This window comes from Arthrobacter sp. AFG7.2, assembly GCF_002892835.1.
Classification (GTDB): domain Bacteria; phylum Actinomycetota; class Actinomycetes; order Actinomycetales; family Micrococcaceae; genus Arthrobacter.
The window spans coordinates 393,299-411,268 of record NZ_PJMB01000004.1 but is presented as its reverse complement, the minus strand read 5'-3'; the positions used below and the strand labels follow the sequence as shown (position 1 = coordinate 411,268).

The 17,970-nt window shown below is 65.3% G+C and carries 19 protein-coding genes; 2 read left to right on the top strand and 17 right to left on the bottom strand.

Translation table 11 applies throughout. From position 1 onward, the window contains the following. Positions 1-553: 553 nt before the first annotated feature. The 5 genes from rpsN to CXX84_RS10290 form a co-directional block, all read right to left on the bottom strand. On the bottom strand, positions 554-859 hold the full coding sequence (gene rpsN, locus CXX84_RS10310; RefSeq protein ID WP_102976597.1) for a 30S ribosomal protein S14: 306 nt from the start codon (positions 857-859) through the stop codon (positions 554-556). A 2-nt stretch (positions 860-861) separates the two neighbouring features. Continuing rightward, complete coding sequence (gene rpmG / locus CXX84_RS10305; RefSeq protein WP_013602737.1) at positions 862-1,029, bottom strand: 50S ribosomal protein L33; 168 nt, start codon at positions 1,027-1,029, stop codon at positions 862-864. Then, a complete protein-coding gene (rpmB, locus tag CXX84_RS10300; protein WP_013602738.1) occupies positions 1,029-1,265 on the bottom strand; it encodes a 50S ribosomal protein L28 in 237 nt (78 codons plus the stop codon). The genes rpmG and rpmB overlap by 1 nt, the downstream gene beginning before the upstream one ends. Before the next feature lie 254 nt (positions 1,266-1,519). Continuing rightward, positions 1,520-2,281 carry an SGNH/GDSL hydrolase family protein gene (locus tag CXX84_RS10295; protein ID WP_102976596.1) on the bottom strand — a complete coding sequence of 254 codons (762 nt, stop codon included), beginning with the start codon at positions 2,279-2,281 and terminating at the stop codon, positions 1,520-1,522. A 47-nt stretch (positions 2,282-2,328) separates the two neighbouring features. Continuing rightward, positions 2,329-2,808 (bottom strand): MarR family winged helix-turn-helix transcriptional regulator, encoded by a 480-nt coding sequence (locus CXX84_RS10290; protein WP_102976595.1) that lies wholly within the window; start codon positions 2,806-2,808, stop codon positions 2,329-2,331. A 71-nt stretch (positions 2,809-2,879) separates the two neighbouring features. On the opposite strand from CXX84_RS10290, the gene CXX84_RS10285 reads away from it, so the two are divergent. Beyond that, positions 2,880-3,167: a YciI family protein gene (locus tag CXX84_RS10285; protein ID WP_102976594.1), complete on the top strand. Its 288-nt coding sequence runs from the start codon at positions 2,880-2,882 to the stop codon at positions 3,165-3,167. Here CXX84_RS10285 and CXX84_RS10280 read toward each other — a convergent pair. The 6 genes from CXX84_RS10280 to CXX84_RS10255 form a co-directional block, all read right to left on the bottom strand. Beyond that, complete coding sequence (locus CXX84_RS10280; protein WP_102976593.1) at positions 3,164-4,009, bottom strand: SGNH/GDSL hydrolase family protein; 846 nt, start codon at positions 4,007-4,009, stop codon at positions 3,164-3,166. The two genes, CXX84_RS10285 and CXX84_RS10280, sit on opposite strands and share 4 nt — an antisense overlap. A 271-nt stretch (positions 4,010-4,280) precedes the next feature. Further along, a complete protein-coding gene (locus tag CXX84_RS10275) occupies positions 4,281-5,321 on the bottom strand; it encodes a siderophore-interacting protein (RefSeq protein ID WP_102976592.1) in 1,041 nt (346 codons plus the stop codon). Beyond that, positions 5,318-6,133, bottom strand: a complete 816-nt coding sequence (locus CXX84_RS10270) for an ABC transporter ATP-binding protein (RefSeq protein WP_102976591.1) — start codon at positions 6,131-6,133, stop codon at positions 5,318-5,320. Before CXX84_RS10270 ends, CXX84_RS10275 begins: the two co-directional genes overlap by 4 nt. Before the next feature lies 1 nt (position 6,134). Beyond that, positions 6,135-7,253 carry a FecCD family ABC transporter permease gene (locus tag CXX84_RS10265; RefSeq protein WP_102976635.1) on the bottom strand — a complete coding sequence of 373 codons (1,119 nt, stop codon included), beginning with the start codon at positions 7,251-7,253 and terminating at the stop codon, positions 6,135-6,137. 2 nt (positions 7,254-7,255) lie between these two features. Next, positions 7,256-8,347, bottom strand: a complete 1,092-nt coding sequence (locus tag CXX84_RS10260; protein ID WP_102976590.1) for a FecCD family ABC transporter permease — start codon at positions 8,345-8,347, stop codon at positions 7,256-7,258. A 10-nt stretch (positions 8,348-8,357) separates the two neighbouring features. Continuing rightward, positions 8,358-9,449 carry an iron-siderophore ABC transporter substrate-binding protein gene (locus tag CXX84_RS10255; protein ID WP_102976589.1) on the bottom strand — a complete coding sequence of 364 codons (1,092 nt, stop codon included), beginning with the start codon at positions 9,447-9,449 and terminating at the stop codon, positions 8,358-8,360. 164 nt (positions 9,450-9,613) lie between these two features. Here CXX84_RS10255 and CXX84_RS10250 point away from each other — a divergent pair, with 164 nt between their 5' ends. After that, positions 9,614-10,108, top strand: coding sequence for an FBP domain-containing protein (locus CXX84_RS10250; RefSeq protein WP_102976634.1), 495 nt, complete (start codon positions 9,614-9,616; stop codon positions 10,106-10,108). Positions 10,109-10,112: 4 nt separating this feature from the next. Here the strand turns inward: CXX84_RS10250 and CXX84_RS10245 are convergent, their stop codons facing one another. From CXX84_RS10245 to CXX84_RS10220, 6 genes are all read right to left on the bottom strand, one after another. Further along, entirely contained in the window at positions 10,113-10,412 is a 300-nt protein-coding gene (locus CXX84_RS10245; RefSeq protein ID WP_189337558.1) for a hypothetical protein, read from the bottom strand. A gap of 22 nt (positions 10,413-10,434) precedes the next feature. Beyond that, a complete protein-coding gene (locus tag CXX84_RS10240) occupies positions 10,435-11,136 on the bottom strand; it encodes a hypothetical protein (protein WP_102976633.1) in 702 nt (233 codons plus the stop codon). 40 nt (positions 11,137-11,176) lie between these two features. After that, entirely contained in the window at positions 11,177-11,890 is a 714-nt protein-coding gene (locus CXX84_RS10235) for a hypothetical protein (RefSeq protein ID WP_102976587.1), read from the bottom strand. Between the two features lie 192 nt (positions 11,891-12,082). Further along, positions 12,083-15,562 carry an ATP-binding protein gene (locus tag CXX84_RS10230; RefSeq protein WP_102976586.1) on the bottom strand — a complete coding sequence of 1,160 codons (3,480 nt, stop codon included), beginning with the start codon at positions 15,560-15,562 and terminating at the stop codon, positions 12,083-12,085. Beyond that, positions 15,559-16,377, bottom strand: coding sequence for a DUF4194 domain-containing protein (locus CXX84_RS10225; RefSeq protein ID WP_102976585.1), 819 nt, complete (start codon positions 16,375-16,377; stop codon positions 15,559-15,561). Before CXX84_RS10225 ends, CXX84_RS10230 begins: the two co-directional genes overlap by 4 nt. A gap of 2 nt (positions 16,378-16,379) precedes the next feature. Next, a complete protein-coding gene (locus CXX84_RS10220) occupies positions 16,380-17,828 on the bottom strand; it encodes a DUF3375 family protein (protein WP_102976584.1) in 1,449 nt (482 codons plus the stop codon). Positions 17,829-17,970 lie beyond the last annotated feature (142 nt).

The following is a 17,970-nucleotide window of genomic DNA, read 5'->3' as shown; positions in this document are numbered from 1 at the left end:
TTGGCACACTATTGAGTTCTCAAACAACAGACACACCCGGCACCACCACCAGCACTTCTCAGCCGTGGATCGCTCCGGAGCAACTTCTCAAACTTACCCGATCTTCCGTGCCGGTGCAAATCCGTGTTTCAGGATCTTCATCGGCGGGAAGTCGCTCCCCAACCCCTTCAGGAGCGCTCGAAAGCCCTGCCAGAATTGGTCTTGATTTTTGGGGATTTGGCCGCCCGCGGTTACCAGCTCTTCGCTGTCTCCCTCGCGGCGACTTAGAAAACAATACACCCGCTCTCCCGCCATCGCAAATCCCGCTGTCAGGAGGCTCTAATCCCCGCCGTCCCGCGGAAAAACGGCCCATCCGCACCTAAGGGTCAGCATCCGCCGTCGTACTTTCTTCCTGTGGGCTGCGACACAGTCCCGGCGCCTATGGCAGTGCCCCGGGCGCGGGCACTTGCGCGCACGCACAACGGGCCACGTGGCGCAGGTGGTTAAAACGCAGAAGAACCGGCAACCAAAGGTTGCCGGCTCTTCTCAAGCAGCTGGTATCAGCGGGGCTGAATTACCAGGAAGACTTGGTGACGCCCGGGAGTTCGCCCCTGTGGGCCATGTCGCGGAAACGGACACGGGAGATACCGAACTTCTGGAGGGTACCGCGGGGACGGCCGTCGATGATGTCGCGGTTACGCAGACGGATCGGGGACGCGTTGCGGGGCAGCTTCTGCAGGCCCAGGCGGGCTGCTTCGCGTGCTTCGTCGGTTGCGTTTTCGTCAACCAGGGTCTTCTTCAGCTCGAGGCGCTTTGCAGCGTAACGCTCCACGATGACCTTGCGCTGCTCGTTGCGAGCAATCTTGGACTTCTTAGCCATGTTTAGCGCTCCTCTCGGAATTCGACGTGCTGGCGGATCTTGGGGTCGTACTTCTTCAGGACCATGCGGTCCGGATCGTTACGACGGTTCTTGCGGGTTACGTAGGTGTAACCCGTGCCCGCAGTCGACTTGAGCTTGATGATCGGACGTACGTCCTTGTCCTTAGCCACTAGAGCTTCACCCCACGAGCCAGGATCTGGGCGACGACTACGTCGATGCCGCGTACGTCGATGGTCTTGATGCCACGTGCAGAAACCTGCAGCGTGACGTTACGGCGCAGGGACGGAACCCAGTAGCGCTTCTTCTGAATGTTCGGATCGAACCGACGCTTGTTGCGGCGGTGCGAGTGCGAAATGCTGTGCCCAAAGCCCGGCTCGGCTCCGGTCACTTGGCAGTGTGCTGCCATGACTTCTCCTCAAGAATTGAAAGTAATGATCCGCATATCTGCTGCTGGACCATGCTGCTAAGGGCGACCCAAAAATGAAGAAGGGCAACGGTTAGTCACGCAACTTGAGCCCCTAACTACCGGCCGCCCTGGAGAATTTACCGGGCAACCGGAGCAATTGCGCACGCTCCGCGCACTTAGCGCCTACCAAGTCTACGAGTTGGCGCAATTAAAGACCAATCCGGCCTCGGAAGGTGTATAAGCGGGGTGCGCAGCTAGAGGCGCGTGAGCTCAGGGTACTTCGGCTTCAGGCCGTCACCGGAGGACTTTCCGGTGACCCTGCGTACCACCCAGGGGCCTGCGTATTCGCGGAACCAGCGGGCGTTGGCACGCAGGGCATCCACCCCGCTGAGTTCCGGCACGGGGGTCATCGGCGGGATGTCGATGGCGTGGTCGTGCTCCAGGACGTCCAGCACCCGCTTGGCCATGTTGGCGTGCCCGGCAGCGGACATGTGCATGCGGTCCTGCGCCCACATCCCCCAGTCGTAGTACTCGCTGAAGCGCCAATAGTCCACCAGGAGCGCCCCGTGGTCTCCGGCGATGCCGCGGACCAGTTCGTTGTAGATCGCCGTTCGCCCCCGCATGGTGCTGAACACCTTCGATCCGCGGGCATCAAAGCCTGTAAACATGACCACGGTGGCGCCGGTGGCGCGCAATGTGGCGATGGCGTCGTCGTACTCCACCAGGAGGTCGTCAATGTCGATCCGGGGGCGGAGGATGTCGTTGGCCCCGGCGTAGATGGTCACAAGGGTGGGATTAAGTTCGACGGCGGCGTCCACCTGCTCAGCCAGGATGTGCCGCAGTTTCCTGCCGCGGATAGCAAGGTTGGCGTACCCGAAGCCAGGGTCAGCGGCACCCAGCTGCTCGGCCATGCGGTCGGCCCAGCCGCGGACACCGTTGGGGCGGGTGGGATCGTCGTCGCCCACGCCTTCCGTAAAGGAGTCTCCGAGGGCCACAAACCGGGTAGTGAAATCCATTCAGACAGTTTGCCACCCGTTGCCGGAAGCAACCAACCAGCCTGCGTCTAGCCTTCCCGGAGAATCCAATGGTCGGTGTCCAGCCGGCCTACTACCTTCTCCCCTATCCGGGCAAGGTCCAGAACGTCCTGTTCCGTAAGGGCGTCAAGGAACAGGTCCCGGACATCCTCCACGTGCCCGGGTGCCAGGCCCACGATGGTTTCCATTCCCTCATCGGTGAGATGCGCGGTGGTGACACGGGCGTCATGGGGATGCGGCCGGCGCTCCACCCACCCGCGCTTCTGCAGCTTGGTCACCACATGGGAAAGCCTGGACAGCGAGGCACTGCTGCGGGCGGCGAGCTCGCTCATGGGCAGAAACCTGCCTTCGGCCTCGGACAGCATGGCCAGGACGGTGTAGTCGAACAGCGACAGCTTCCCCGCGGCGTGGAGTTTGGTATCCAGGGCGGCAGGGAGCAGGGTGTTGATGCTTACCAGGGCCAGCCATGCACGGCGTTCGTCGGCGTTGAGCCAGCGCGGTTCGGTCATGCCTTTCATTCTACGAGGGCGGGTGGTTGATTCTTCAACTAGACGCTTACGCGGCCGGTAGGCTGGGGGCCATGTATGTTGTCTCCCTGAGCTACCGGGTTCCGCAGGACATCGTGGACTTCCACAACGCCGGTCACATTGACTGGTTGCAGAAGGCCTTTGATGACGGAGTCTTTATTGCCGCCGGCCGCAAAGTGCCACGGACCGGCGGCCTCCTGCTCTCCCAGGCCGACCGCGCCACCCTTGATGCCTGCCTGGCCCAGGACCCGTTCTACACAAACGGCGTTGCGGACTTCGAGGTCATGGAGTTTCACGCGGCGCGGGTGGCGCCGGGCTACGAAATCCTGCTGGACAGTTAGGGCTCCTGCGCGCGGCCGTCAGATCCGCCCGCGAGTTTTTTCAAACCGCCCTTACGGGGCACTTTGACCGGTTCCGGCCAGCGCGGGCACAGCTCGTCACCCAGGGTGACGCCGCGCAGTTTGCGGCCAAACAGCGGCAGTACCCAGTCGTGGATCCAGCGCCGCTGCTGCCGTTCCCATTCCCGCAGGCTGGGCCGTGCCGGCGGCTCCCAGTCCTTCCGGGCGATTTTGTGGGGAACACCCAGCTGGTCCAGTACCTGCCCTGCAAGGTATTTGTGCCCGGCCTTCGACATGTGGAGCCGGTCCGAATCCCACATCCGCCTGTCGTGGAAGGCATCCAGGCACCAGTAGTCCACCAGCACCGCACCGTACCTCTCTGCGATGTCCCGCACGTGCTGGTTGTAATAGTTGTTGCGTTTCTTGAGCGGCTCCAGCAGTGCCGAGACTTTGACGTCGAACCCCGTGAAGAGCACCACGGTGGCGCCGGTATCCGCCAGTTGCGCCACGAGCTTGTCGTAGTCAGCCATGAGCGCGGCCATGTCCGTAGTGAGGTCCAGGATGTCGTTGCCGCCGGCGTAGAGCGTAACCAGGGCGGGCTTCATGCGCAGTGCCGGCTCCAGCTGCTCGCTGATGATGTGCCGGAGGCGTTTACTCCTGATGGCAAGGTTTGCATAGCGCCAGCCGGGCTGGGCCTTGGCCAGTTTCTCCGCCACCCGGTCAGCCCAGCCGCGTACCCCGTTAGGCAGCCGCTCGTCCCGGTCGCCAACACCCTCGGTAAAAGAGTCCCCAAGTGCAACAAACACCCGCCGCCCGGAGCTGGGAAGCAAAGGTTCAGGCACCAGCCCAACCTAGCCACCAAAGGAAAAGACAGAACGACGTCGGGATGAACAGGAAGTGCGAGAGCGTTTGGGTTTGAGCGGCAAAAGGTGAGCGAGCGTTGCGGGGGCGACAGCTCAGGCGAGCGACGCATCGAGCCGGCGACGCAGTTTTGCGTAGGAGCGCATCGCCGACCAGAGCGGAAGGAGGCCGGCCACGGCCGAGTGGAGCAGCGGGAGGTGTCTAAGCGACGGCAAAATTGCGTCGCCGGCGCACCCAGCCAAGGACCGCAGGGGCTTACCCCTCGGCTTTGCCCTGCCGCCAGTACCCCATGAACGCAACCTGCTTCCGGTCAATTCCTACGTCGCGTACCAGGTACCGCCGCATATCCTTGATGACCGCGGCTTCGCCGGCGATCCAGGCGTAGAAGGGCATGGCGCCGGCGGGCATACCGGGGTTCTTGCTGGCTTGGATCTCGGCCGTCTCCATCCGCGCAGGCGTCTCCCAAAGGATGTCCACGTCCACATTGACGTCTTCCGGCTCGGGGCCCGCGCCGCCGTCGGCCGCCTTGATGCCTACCCAGCCGGGCACGGGAACAGCCTTGCGTACAGCCTCCCGGAGCAGCTCACCGTGCGGCCGGGACCGCCCGATCGCCGCACCGCGGGCCAGCCACGTGATCTCGACGTCGGCCCGCGAGGCCAGCTCCTGGAAGTCGCCGGCTTCGGGGACTTCCAGGAAGGCGTGTCCGGTCATGTACGCCGGCAGGCTTTCAAGGATGGCGGAGATGGCCGGCACGGCGGTCTCGTCACCGGCGAGCAGGACTCGCTGCGCCAGTCCTGGGCGCCATTCAATGCCGGAGTAGGTTTCGGCGGTGATGCAATGGGCCGCCCTGTTGTTGGGTCCGATGATGGTGATTGCGTCGCCGGGCTTGGCGTTGAGGGCCCAGTGTGCTGCCGGTCCCCCGTCCCCCTTGTCATCGAAATGCATGACAAAGTCGACGTCGATTTCCGGGTAGACAGTGTCCAGCCTGGCCTGGCGGACTGTATAGGTGCGCATGGAGCCCCGCACGGCGGGGTCCATCGCCAGCCATTCGCGATACCAGCCGGAAGATCCCATTTCGAACACCGGAAGGGGCAGTTGGCTGCCGTCCGCCGCGAGGGACGGAATCATGAGCTTGATCCGCAGGTCCAGGGTGTCGCCGTGGACGCCGAAGTCCCGCAGCGAGTACCCGCCGAAGGTGATCCTGCGGAGGTTGGGGCTGAGCTCCCGGACCGATGTCACGGTGACGTCGAATGCCAGGGTCATGGGCTCCGTGGAGGCGATGTCGCGGGTCTTCATGAAACGAGCTCCAGTTCGTTGGCGGGGACGTGGTGGCGGCCGATGGGAATGATCAGGGGTGTTCCGGAGACGGGATCCGGAATAACGCGGGATTCGAGGCCGAAAACGCTCCGGACCAGCCCTTCGGTGACGACGTCGAGCGGCGGACCGACGGCCACCACAGCGCCGTCCTTCATGGCGATCACGTTGTCTGCGTACCGGGCTGCAAGGTTCAGGTCATGCAGGACGATGGCCACCGTGGTGCCGCGCTGGCGGTTCAGGTCCGTCACGAGGTCCAGGACTTCCACCTGGTGCGCGAGGTCGAGGTAGGTGGTGGGCTCGTCGAGGAGCAGCACGTCGGTTTCCTGGGCCAGCGCCATGGCGATCCAGACCCGCTGCCGCTGCCCGCCGGACAGCTCGTCCACGTTCCGCCCCGCGAGGGCCAGCGTTTCGGTGGCTTCCAGCGCCCGCTGCACAGCGGCGTCGTCCTTGTCGCTCCAGCTGCGGAAGAAGCCCTGGTGAGGGTAGCGGCCCCTGCCCACGAGGTCACGGACCGTAATGCCGTCGGGGGCGGTAGGGTGCTGCGGGAGGAGGCCCAGGGTGCGGGCCAGTTCGCGGGCCGGGAGGGAGTGGATGTCCTTGCCGTCCAGGGTCACCGTGCCGGCGGCGGGCTTGAGGAGCCGGGACAGGCCGCGGAGGAGTGTGGACTTGCCGCAGGCGTTGGCGCCCACGATCATGGTCACCTTGCCCTCCGGAATTTCGGCGCTGAGCCCATCCACCACGCAGCGCTGGTCGTATTTCAGCGTCAGGTCCTGGGCGTTGAGAACTGCCACGTCAGGCATCCTTTCGGTTGGCCGTGACCAGGAGCCACAGCAGGAACGGGGCCCCCAGCGCGCCGGTGATGACGCCTACCGGCAGGACAGTGCCGTCCAGCAGCAGGGGGGCAAGGTTGGCGGCGGCGTAGTCCGCCGAGAGGACAATGAGGGCACCCACAAGGGCCGACGCCGGCAGGCTGGCTTTGCCCGTGAAGCGGCGGGCAATGGGCCCGGCCAGGAAGGCGACGAACGAGACCGGCCCGGCTGCCGCCGTCGCCACGGCCGCCAGTGAGACGGCGGTGATCACCAGCGCCAGCCGGGTGGCACCTACCCGGATGCCCAGGCCGGCAGCCGTGTCTGGACCCAGCTCAAGGATGCGCAGCGGGCCGGCGATGGCCGCCACGGCCGGGAGGAGGACGGCGAGGGCCACGCCCAGGACAGCGGCGCGGTCCCAGTTTGCGGAATTCAGCGAACCGTTGAGCCACACGAGGACATCCGCTGCGGTGCGGATGTCCGCGCGGGTCATCAGGAAGTTGACCACGGCATGCAAGGCAGCGGCGATGCCGACGCCGGCCAGGATCAGCCGGTTTCCGGCGGCGTCCCCGCGGGTGCCGCCCCGCAGGGCTCCGCCGCTGGAGATGGCGTAGATGATGGCCGCGACGCCCAGCGCACCGGCCAGCGCTGCACCGGAAACAGCGGGCCCGGAGGCGCCGAAAATGACGATGGCGATCACGGCGGAGGCACTGGCGCCGTAGCTGATGCCGATGATGTCGGGGCTGGCGAGCGGGTTGCGGAGCATGGTCTGGAACAAGGCGCCGGCGAGACCGAACGCGATCCCGATCATGGTGCCTATGACGGCCCGCGGCAGTTTGTTTTCCATCACGATGAAGCTGGCGCCGGGGATCTTCTCGCCGCCGGCCAGGTGCGCGATGAGGATCCTGAAGAAGTCCGGGATGGTGACGGTATAGCTGCCCAGCAGGACGGACACCGCGAAGAGGATCACGACGGCGGCGGCCAGGATGGCGGTCCGGTTCAGCAGATGCCTCCCCCGGTATTGCCCTATCACCTCTGGTCCCTTGGACCCGGCTTTGGCAGCCGTAACTGATAGCTCTACGGGGGTTTCAGCGGGTTTGGTGATGGTCACAGTCCTGCCCCCTTTCCGTGGCGGATCAGCCAGACGAATACGGGGGCGCCGATGAGGGCCGTCATGATGCCGGCCGGAACCTCGCCGGGAAGCAGCACCACGCGGCCTATGATGTCCGCCCCGAGCAGCAGGACCGGTGCAAGGACCAGGGAGAACGGCAGGATCCAGCGGTAATCCGGGCCTGTGAGGAAGCGGACGGCGTGCGGAATGACCAGGCCCACAAATCCAATGGGGCCGGCCAGCGCGGTGGCCGAACCGCACAGCAGCACAATTCCGAGTGCGGTAACGGCACGGGCAAGGCCCACGCGCTGCCCCAGCCCGCGGGCAATGTCATCCCCCAGTGCCAGGCTGTTGAGGATGCGGCCGGTCAACAGCACGATGAGCGCTCCGGCGGCCAGGAAGGGGAGACCGGCCAGCACCACGGACCAGTCACGTCCGGCGATCCCGCCGACCTGCCAAAAACGGAAGCGGTCCAGGGTGTCCTGGCTGGACACCAGAATGACATTCATCAGGGAGTACAGGCCCGCGCTCAGGGCGGCACCTGCCAGGGCAAGCTTCACGGGAGTGGCACCGTCCCTGCCCAGGGACGCGATCAGGTAGACCACGACGGCGGCGGCACCGGCACCCACGAAGGCGAACCAGATGTAGCCGGAGAGTGAACCGACACCGAAAACATAGATTCCGGTCACCACGGCAAGGGCGGCACCGGCGTTGACGCCCATAATTCCGGGATCCGCCAAGGGGTTGCGGGCCACGCCCTGCATTGCTGCGCCCGCAAGTCCCAGGGCTCCGCCGGCCAGCAGGCCGAGGACGGTGCGGGGAAAGCGGGCATGCACGACGGCGTGGTCACCGTTCGCGGGATCGAACGCGGTAAGTGCCTGCCACACGGTACCAAGGGAAAGCCCCCTGGCACCGATGGCCAGCGAAGCGCCGGCCAGAACTGCAAGCACGACGACGGCGGCCAGCAACCAGGCGGCCTGCTTCCCCCCGAAAGCACGGGTGCGGGAAGGAACATTTGCTCCCTGTGCCCCCGGGAACCCGTCGGCTGCCCGCGCACGGCCGGCCGCCGTCGTCGTACTGCGCATCATGGAACGGTGCTTACTTCACTGCATCCGCGGCCGTGGCCAGCTGCGGCAGGAACGTGTCCAGTGACCACGGCAGGCTCAGCGGGGAGGCGGCGGAGATGGACAGCGTCAGGGTGTTGTCCGAGTCAGCTACCAGTGCACCATTCTTGACGGCAGGAATCTGTCCCAGGAGGGGATCGGCCTTGATGGAATCAGTGGTGGCGGCATCGGGCACCCAGGAGACGAAGATGTCCGATTCGAGCTCATTGGCCTTCTCGGCTGACCAGGGAATAAAGAATTCCTTGGAGCCCTTGGAGTTTTCCTCAACGACCGGCGCCAGCTTCATGCCGATTTCAGAAAGGAACCGGGGACGGTTGTCGTTCGCGGTGTACATGTTGAGGCCGTCAGCCGAGGCGGGCTCCAGGTTGCCGTAGATGAAGGTCTTGCCGGCAATCTGCGGGTACTTGCCAACCTTTTCCTCGATGGTGGCTTCTGTCTCGGAGACCAGTTTGGCCGCTTCGGCGTCCTTGCCGAGCGCCTTGCCGATGATCGAGGTGGAGTCCTGCCAGGAGGTTCCGTAGGCCAGTTCGGGATGGGCCACAACGGGAGCGATCTCGCTGAGCTTTTTGTAGTCCTCCTCACTGAGGCCTGAGTAGGCGGCGAGGATGACGTCCGGGGTGAGCTTGGCGATCTCAGTGAAGTTGATGCCATCCGCCTCGGAGTACTGGACCGGGGCCTTCTCGGAGCCGAAGCCGGCGCCGAGCTCCTCAAGGGCTGCGTCCTTCCAGGGGGTGGAGCCCTGCTCGTTGCCGCCCCACTCGTTCTTGGGAACACCCACCGGGACTACACCCAGGGCGATCGCGACGTCGTCGTTGACCCAGGAGACGGTGGCTACCCGCGAGGGCTGCTTCTCAATAACGGTTTTGCCATAGACGTGATCGATGGTCACGGGGAACTGGGAGCTGCTGGAGCCGGCGGCACTGGAATCCGTGGCGGAGGACGCGGGGCCGGTAGCGCAGGCGGAAAGGGTGAGCGCCGCTGCGGCCAGGACGGCGGTTGCCTTGCCGGCAGATTTGAACAGCGCGCGCCGGGAGGTACTGGGCCCGGGGAGGAGGGGGGAAGTCACGGAACTCCTTAAGTCAGTGAAGCGAACTTAAGTAAGGCTAGCCTATCCTCCAGGCCATTACGCAAGGGTTTCGTAACTTATTCCCCTTCGTGACGAAGGACACTCAATCATGCCCTGGAAGGTCTTGAACAGCACAGACGCCGTTTGGGAGGATGGCAGGCGCCATGCAATCGATCACGCCTCACCAGATCCGGTCGTCATTCGTTAACGCCAGCCGCTCCGAAGCCGCCAAGCTCACCCTGCCCAAGGGCTTCGACTCCCTGGACTGGGAGAGCCTGGACTTCCTGGGGTGGCGGGACGAAAAGATGCCGCTCCGCGGCTACCTGGTGGTGCCCGGCCCGGATGGCCTGACCGGGATCATGCTCCGGGCACCGGAAAGCGGCGCCGGGAAAAACCGGTCTGTGCTCTGCGAGCTGTGCCGGGATGTCTTTTCCAAAGAGGACGTACTCCTTTGGGTAGCGAAGCGTGCCGGCCAGTCCGGACGCGACGGCAATACCGTGGGAACGCTGATCTGCGCCGATTTCCTTTGCTGCGGCAACGTCCGCAAGGAGCCGCAGGTCAATGAGATCAATCCGGACCCGGCCGCCGTCGTTCTTCGCCAGGTTGAAGGATTGATAGAGCGGACGTCCCAGTTCCTGGCCCGGGTGCAGGCCAGGTAGCCGGTCAGCGGTAGGAGAAGCTCATGAGCAACGCTTTCAGGGCCTGCCCTTCCTCACCCGCGAACCAGGCCTGCGCCGCCTCGTCGCTGGCGAACGCCCCCCCGGTGAACACCACGGTTGCGGCCAGAACGCGGTTGCCCCCGACGATGACAACGTCAGCCGCTTGTCCGCCATCCGGGCGAATGGCCGCACCTCCCGTAAGGGCCATACGGCAGTGGGGCTCGCCGTCGACATGGTCGACAAAGAAGGTCGCCGGGAGCAGGAAGCCCGCACGTCGCGCCGAACGCATGGAAGTACTTTTCAAGAAGACCCCTGGGTCATGGTGGTCAGCGGTAGGAAAAGCTCATTAACACCGCTTTAAGGGTTCGGCCCTCATCGCCCCAGTACCACGCCTTCGCTGCCACATCGTCCGCGAACGGCTCCCCGGTGAACAGCACGTCCGCAGTCAGGATGCGGTCGCCGATCCTTATGGGCCCGTATTGCACCTTCCCGTCCGGCGAGACGGGCGCTCCTGCCGTCAGTCCCATTCGGTAGTGGGCAGCGCCATCAGCGTGATCAACGAAGAACGACGAGCTGGGGGTCGGAACAGAATGCCCGATCAATCCGGGCACCGGATCCGTCTCGAGCACGAACCTGGTGGCAGGCCCGGCCGTGGCGTCACCGACCTGGCTGTAGTAGATGTTGATCTGCTCGTTGCCGCCGGCGTCGTAGATGGTGGCCGTCTCCACTGCGGGGGACATCGAAACCTGTTCGTGCTCCACGTGCCAGCCCTCCGGATGGGCAAAGGACAGCCGGCCATCTGCGAACGTAAAGGTCACGGGTCCTTTGGGAACGGGCGAAGAGGTAGCGGCGGGAATGATGGATGCAGGTGGGCCGGCAACCGCGGGCTCACTTGCCGAGGCCGGCGGAAGCGCGGTGGGGGTAGTTGTGCCACCGTTGCCAGCCGGGGTGTTGGACATGCAGCCGGTCACGGCGAGCGCGGCTGAGACGGTCACGGAGAGCAGGAAGACCGAACGTGAAGAACGCATTGAAGTGCCTTTCAAGAAAATCCCCTGGGTCATTGGTCGGTTAGCGGTAGGAGAGGCTCATGAGCACAGCCTTCAAAGCCTGGCCTTCCGCTCCCCAATACCAGGCTTTCGCCTCCTCATCATTGGCAAACGGCTGCCCCGTGAACACCACGTCCGCAGTCAACACGCGGTCGCCAAGCATGACGAGCCCGTCCTGCACCTTCCCGTCCGGTGAGACGGGCAGTCCTGCAGTAAGTCCCATTCGGTACTGTGCAGTTCCACCGCTGCGATCAACAAAGAACGACGAGTGGGGCGTTGGAACGGAATGCCCGCGCAGTCCCGGTACCGGGTCAGCTTCCAGTACGGTCCGGCGGGCATTGCTGGCCACGACGTCGGCAATGTTGCCGGTGTAGATGGTGATTTTCGCCTGGCTGGTGGGATCGGACACCGTTGCTGTGCTGACCAAGGGCGATGCGGATGGCTGGAAGAACTCCACGTGCCATGACTTCGGGTGCTGAAACGACAGCCTGCCGTCCGGAAAGGAGACGGTCACCAGGCTGTCGGGGTGGAACCCCGGCGGAGCCGGTTGCTTTCCTGCCGCCGTCGCGCCGGGGGATCCGGCCTTAGGAGCGGGGCTTCCAGAGACCGGGGCTGTTGCCTCGGGGGCCTGGGAACCGGCACTTTCCACCGAGGTATCAGCCGCACAGGCAGCGAGGGCGAGGGCTGCGACGGCGGTGAGCGCCATGGAGGTGGCGGCGCGGCGTGCTGGGCGCATTGGTGGTGCCTTTCAAGGGAAAGCCGTCAGGCTCCTCAGGCATCAGATGCGGGACCCAGCGTTCCACAACTGCCCGGTGGCGGATGAAGGCGAGCGTTTGATGCGAAAAGCATGGCACCCGGACAAGGCCCTTCAACAGCACCGGAGCAATATATCCATCGATTTGTTATAGACCATCTTCCTTGGTAACGGCTAGCGCAGAATGATGTCTACCGGGTTCGCTTCCGAGCGCCAAGCGCCTTCCTCGCCCGGCCGCGGCCGGATGACCGGTGCGGTCAGCACTCCAGAGCGATTGGTCCGCTTGTCCCGGAGGATTTCGGTGACCGAGCCAAGGTGCCGGGACAGGTCGATGACGTTCTCGGGGGCTGCCAGCAGCAGTTGGAAGCCGAATTCGTGCAGTGCCTTGATGCCGGCTCCCGCGAACTCCTCGGATGCCAGCACAAAGGCCTCGTCCATCATCACGGTGCCGTAGGTGGTGAAGCCCTGCTCGGCAATGCCCAGCTGGTAGCTCAGTGCCGCGGCCATGATGAACGCAGTAAAACGCTGCCGCTCGCCGCCGGACATGGACCCCGTGTCCGCGTGCATAAAGACCTCGGTCTTCTTCGCCCCGCCCTTTTTGCCCGACGCCGGCCCGGCGACTTCCCGGTGCTCCTTGCACTGGATGAACAGGTGCCCGCGCACGTCCAGCACCTCGGCCCGCCAGCGCCTGTCCTCCGGCGCCTGCGAGCCCAGCCGCTTAACCAGGGTTTCCAGGGACTTGTAGCGGGCGGTGAGCTCCGCGTCGTCGTCCCTCTCCTGGCCGGACCCCTCGGCCTTGGAGGCGTCCGGCCGGGCAGGCCTGGAGTGCCGGGCCTTCAAGGCGTTCTGGATGGCGTCCTTGAACTGCTTTGCGGTGGGAGGCAGCGTCTGCTTGATATCCAGTTCGAGGTAACTGCCCTCGTGGAAGTTGACCTGCGAAAGGATCCCGTTCAGCGGCAGGATGCGGGTGGTGATGGAACGGCGTTCCTCATCGAGCAGGTGGAGCAGCGTGCTGAAGGATTCGTGGGTGCGCTGGTTGAAGAACTGCCGGAATTCCGCCTCCTGGGCGGGCAGTCCGTCGCTGACAATCGCGTGGTAGCGGGTCTCGAACTCGCCGGCAGCACCGATGGTGGTGCCATGGTCGGCCGAGATCGCGCTGCCCCACTCGCGGACGAAGCCCTCGAAAATCCTCGTCAGGCGTTCGGCGGTGGCTTGGCCGCGCGACTCCGCTGCATGCAGTTCACCCAGCAGGGCGGTCCGCACCCGGTTGGCGAGGTTGTCCAGCTCATGCATCTCAGTCACGTCACCGAACCCGGCAAAGTACGGTTCCAGCGAGGTGACGGTGGCTTCAGACGGCGGTGCCTGGGCAAGCCGCTCGCGGGCGGCTTCCAGCAGGGAATCGGCGGCCGTCAGTTGCCGGTCCAATGCCTTGTACTCGCTCTGCAGGACGGCGGCGGCCTCGGTGCTGGACTGGTGCTTCTGCCGCACCTCCTCGATAGTGGCGCGGAGGGGCTCCAGGTCCGCCTGCGCTGCCAGGGCGTCCTTCAGCCGCTGCCCGATCCTGGCTAGCTCCTCGGCCGCAACCGCCGCGGACACCTGTTCCCACGGACGGTGGTCCTCGGCAATGCGGCGCAGGGCGTCGAGCTGCCGGCTCATCCCCTGGTGCGAGTCCTCACGTGACTGCGCCAGTTCTGCCGCCTTGGCAACTTCCTGCCGCAGGTCCTCCACCTGGCCGGCAACGAGCTCCAGCTTGGCGGCGTTGTCGAAGCCGAGGACGTAGTCCTGCCGGCTGGTGAAGCGGTCGTCCTTTTCCACTGTGTGGCGGTTGCGCTTCACCACGCCACCCAGGCTGAGGCCGCGGTCCAGCGCCGCCAGCTCGTCCGGGTCCTCAACACAGGGGTAGGCGAAGTCCAGCGCGATGCGCTCGCGGATCCAGGACCCGGCTTCGGCCGCCACGCCCGTGGTGAGGACGTCCAGCTTGGTGAGCAGATCGCCGTCGTGCACGTCCTCCAGCGCCAGCGCGCCGCCGGAAAGCGGCTTGGACACGTCAACTGCCCGCAGGGCACCCCGGACATTGTGATTGTTGAGGTACCGAGTCACCGCGGCGAAGTGCTCGCCCGGCACCAGCAAGGTGGTGGCGAGGCTGCGGAGCGCGCGCTCCGCAGCGGGCCGCCACCTTTCCTCCCCCTCGGCGAGGTCCATCAGTTCGCCGGCGAACGGCATCCGGTCCTCGGGAATTCCGGTGGCTGCGGCAATCGCGGCCCGGTTTTCAATGCTCGACGGCGGCAGCAGCGACTTGCGCGTCTTCAGCGACACGAGCTCCTGCTCAGCGGCGGCCAGCTCCCGCTTCTTTGTTGCGTGCGCGTCAAAGGCTTCGAAGCGGAGTTCCTGCAGTGCTTGGGAATCGTCCTTGAGTTCGGCTGACCTGACCGCCGCCTGCTCATGCGCCTGCTCCCAGCCGTCGGCAGTCCACTCAAGCTGGAGGCCGGCGTCGACCAGGGCCTGGCGTGCCGCTTCCTCCACCTGCTGGCGGAGCTTCAGGCCCACCCGGGCGTTGTCCAGGGACTGCTCAATGGCGGAGATGGCGTTTCCGCCCTGGTTGTTGTATTCCGCCTCCAGCTGGCGCAGCTCCTTGGCCAGGCCGTCCCGGACTGCGCGTTCGGCGCCGAGATCCTTTGCCTTGGCCTGGGCCAGTTCCCGGAAACGGGCCAGCATCTTCTGGTGGACCGTAACGGCCAGCTGCTGCTTGTACGCTTCGAATTCCTCGCCGGCGAGGTCCCGCAGCCGGTTCGCGTCCAGCAGCGCCTGCGCATACTCCCTGTTCAGGCCGGGCACCGGGGCCAGCTGGTCCCGCTGCTGCCGGACGTCCTCCAGCCGCTGCCGGATGGACATCAGGTTGCTGAATTCCTCCACCACGTCATCTGCCGCCGCTAGCGTGGCGGGTGCGTCCAGGACCTGGTCCCGGAAGAAGGTGTTGACGCTGCCGCCCAGGCCCTTGCCGGCCTGGATGACCCGCAGGAGCGGCAGGGCCTGGTCCGAGTTAATGCCCAGCAGGCGGCGGAACCTTTCTGCGAAGGCCTTGTGCACATCAAAGACCTGGGCGTCCGGAAAGATCGTTTCCAGGGCAGCCTTGGTGAAGCGCTTGTCCGCGATGCCCTCGAGCGCCTCCAGGTCCAGCGGCTGGTGGTCAATGACGTAGAACCGTCCCACGCTGGACTCCGTGCCGTTCTTCGGCAGGTCGAACAGCGCCGACACCGTCACCCGGGTGCCTGCTGCGTTGTCAAACGTCAGGGCGACGGAGGACCAGGTGGCGCCCGGCCGCTGGAAGGCGCTCGCCGAGCCCTCCCCCACCGCCTTGTCGCCCACCTTGCCGCGCATGTAGGTGAAGGTGGTCCGCTTGTCCTCTACGGCACCGCCCGAACGCTGGGCAGCGGCTTCGTTGGACCTGGGCCGGGCATCGAAAACCCTGAGCATAGCGTCGAACAGGGTTGACTTGCCCACGCCGGAGTTGCCCGTCAGCAGCGTTCCGTTTCGGTCCACGTGCATCGTGTGGGCTCCGTGGAACGTGCCCCAGTTGACCACCTGCACCAGCCCAAGGCGCATCTGGCCCGGGTTGGTCAGCTCACCCAAAGGCAACATGCTTGCAATGCTCACTCGGCATCCTCCGCGTCGGTTTCGTCCCCGGTTTCCACAGGCTCAACCGTCGGCTCTGCATTCAGCTCCAGCAGCGCTTCAGTGCCGGTGGGGTCCGTCGTTGCTGCGATCAGGGCCTCTATCTGGGCGGGGATGTCGCCGATATTGTCGAAGGGGAGGGCCAGGGGCAGGGCATTGGAGATGGTGTAGGCGTCGTCCAGTCCGGTGGGGAGGAGGAGCTGGCGGGCCAGGAGCTTCGTGATGGCCCGGTTCACCACGTCCGAATCCCGGAGGGCGTCCTGCTGGCCGGCAGGCTGGTAGTGCGCCACCAGGTCCGCGATTTCCTCGCGCGTGATGGTGGGATCCGTCTGCGCAGTCACATGACGGTCCAGGAGCAGCCGCAGGCGAAGCAGGACGATGGTTTCCACGCGGCTGAGTGCACGCTGCTGCCGAAGGATGCTGGAGCGGGCACTGCCCCCGATTGCCTCGGGGTCCACAGGACGCAGGACGGCGATTTTTCGTTCGTGGTCCAGCTCCATGGTGAGGAACAGCTCAGACAGCCGGCTGCGCAGGATTATCTGGTTGTCCAGCAGGACTGTCCAGAGTTTCTCGTCCCGGCCGCCGTCCACGTAGGGACCCTTGAGGAGCTTTACCAGGGCCTGCCGCACCTTCATGGACAGCACCCCGGTGTCGCCGGGGAAGAGGGCCGCGCCGTCCACGAACGTATCCCGGGGCGTGACCGCAAAAGGGTTCGCGCGGGCTTCACCGGACTCAACCACCGTATTGTCAGCCGCGCTTGCCTCCGCGCCGGCCGCCGTCGTCGTCTCTTCTGTCATCATCAATCCTTTGGAAGCGTGACCAGCGGCAGGTAGGCCCTGCGCGTGGTTCCGTCTATCTGTTCGAAGTCAAGGGTTTCGAGGGTTTCCCCGCCGAACCCCGCTCCGGCGTGGAGGGCATGCGAGAGGAGCGCCCGGATGGTGTTGATGTGCTGCTCCTCCGGCGGCAGCTGCTGCCATGCCTCGGAAAGGGTGGAAGCGCCTGCCAGAGCAGAGCGGATGACCTCCGGCTTGGCCTTGCCCGTCCTCGGCGCGCGCACCCGGTCCGAGTCGCTGAAGGCGATGGGATCGGCAAGTTTCGGCGGGGCGGCGAACTCGTCGGGGTCGAAGAGCTTCACCATGGACAGCGATTCGAATCCTGCGTTAAAGAGGACGGGCCCGCGGACCAGCCCCGGGCGGTCCCGCTCGTACGGAAGGGCCCGGAGGGCCTGCTCGGCTTCGCGCAGGACCTGGCGGAGCCGGACGGACTGGCGGAAGTCGTCGCTCTGGACATAGGTGTTAAGGCTTTCGCTCAACTTGCCGTAAATCCGCTGGATCTGGCTGTGCTGCTGGCGCAGCTCGGCCACCAGGTTCTTCAGGGTTTCCCGGTCCTCCGGGGAGAGGTCATCCGCGAACTGCCTGCCCAGCACCTCGCCAATCGCCGACCGGAACCTCACCTGCTGCTGCGGGTCCTCAAGGAACGCCGCGAAGGAACGGAAGGTCCTCCCCTCCGGGCTCTGGCGGAGGCGTTTGTCCGCCTCCAGCACCTGGGCCATGGTGGCACCCTTGGTCAATGACTCCTCGATGATCTGGTTGCGGAGTTCGCCCACCAGTTCCTCGATCCGGTCACGCATCTTCTTGTAGTCCGCCGGGAGGCTCGCAGCAAGGTCCAGGATGTTTCCGGCGGCTTCCACCGCCTCGTCATCATCCAGCAGGCCGTCGAATTCGCCGCTGCTGATGTCCTGGATGAGCTGTTGGCGTTCTTCGATCTCCTCTTCCAGGGACTCCAGCCGGGCGCTCTGGTCCGGGTTGGTCTCATTGGCGAGCTTCTCCACGTCACCCAGCAGCGTGCCCAGCCGGGACCCGTTGAGGGTGGACCGCTCGCTGGAAAGGCTGTCAAGGAAGGCAAGAACGCGTGCTGCCGGTTCCGTCACTTCATACACGATCTGCCCGGACTGGTTGCGCCGCGTCAGGAACTGGCGCCGGGTCCACTCATCGCCGAACGACTTGCCGTTGGCACCGCCTCCAAGGCCGGGATCCTGCCTGCGGAGCTCCTCAAGGAAGGAGTCGACGTCGGCGTGGAATTCTTCGAGCGGAAGCTGCGGACGGGTGCGGGTGAAGGACGCCTGCAGCACCGCGATCACCCACGGGGCCGAGCGGGTCAGGGCCCAGGCAGGTCCTTTTGTCAGGAGCTCGAGGTCCCGGAGCCGGGCGCTGATGGCGTCAGCGGATGACCTGGCGGAGCGGGGCACACACTCTCCTTGGACTGTTTGCGGGGACGGGGCAGCGGCTGGAACGGAAAACTGCCAACTACAAGGTTAACGCAGGGCGCCGCGACCGGTCCGTGACCTACCCGGCGGTAGTGTTTCGATCCCATATCAACAGGGCATTCAG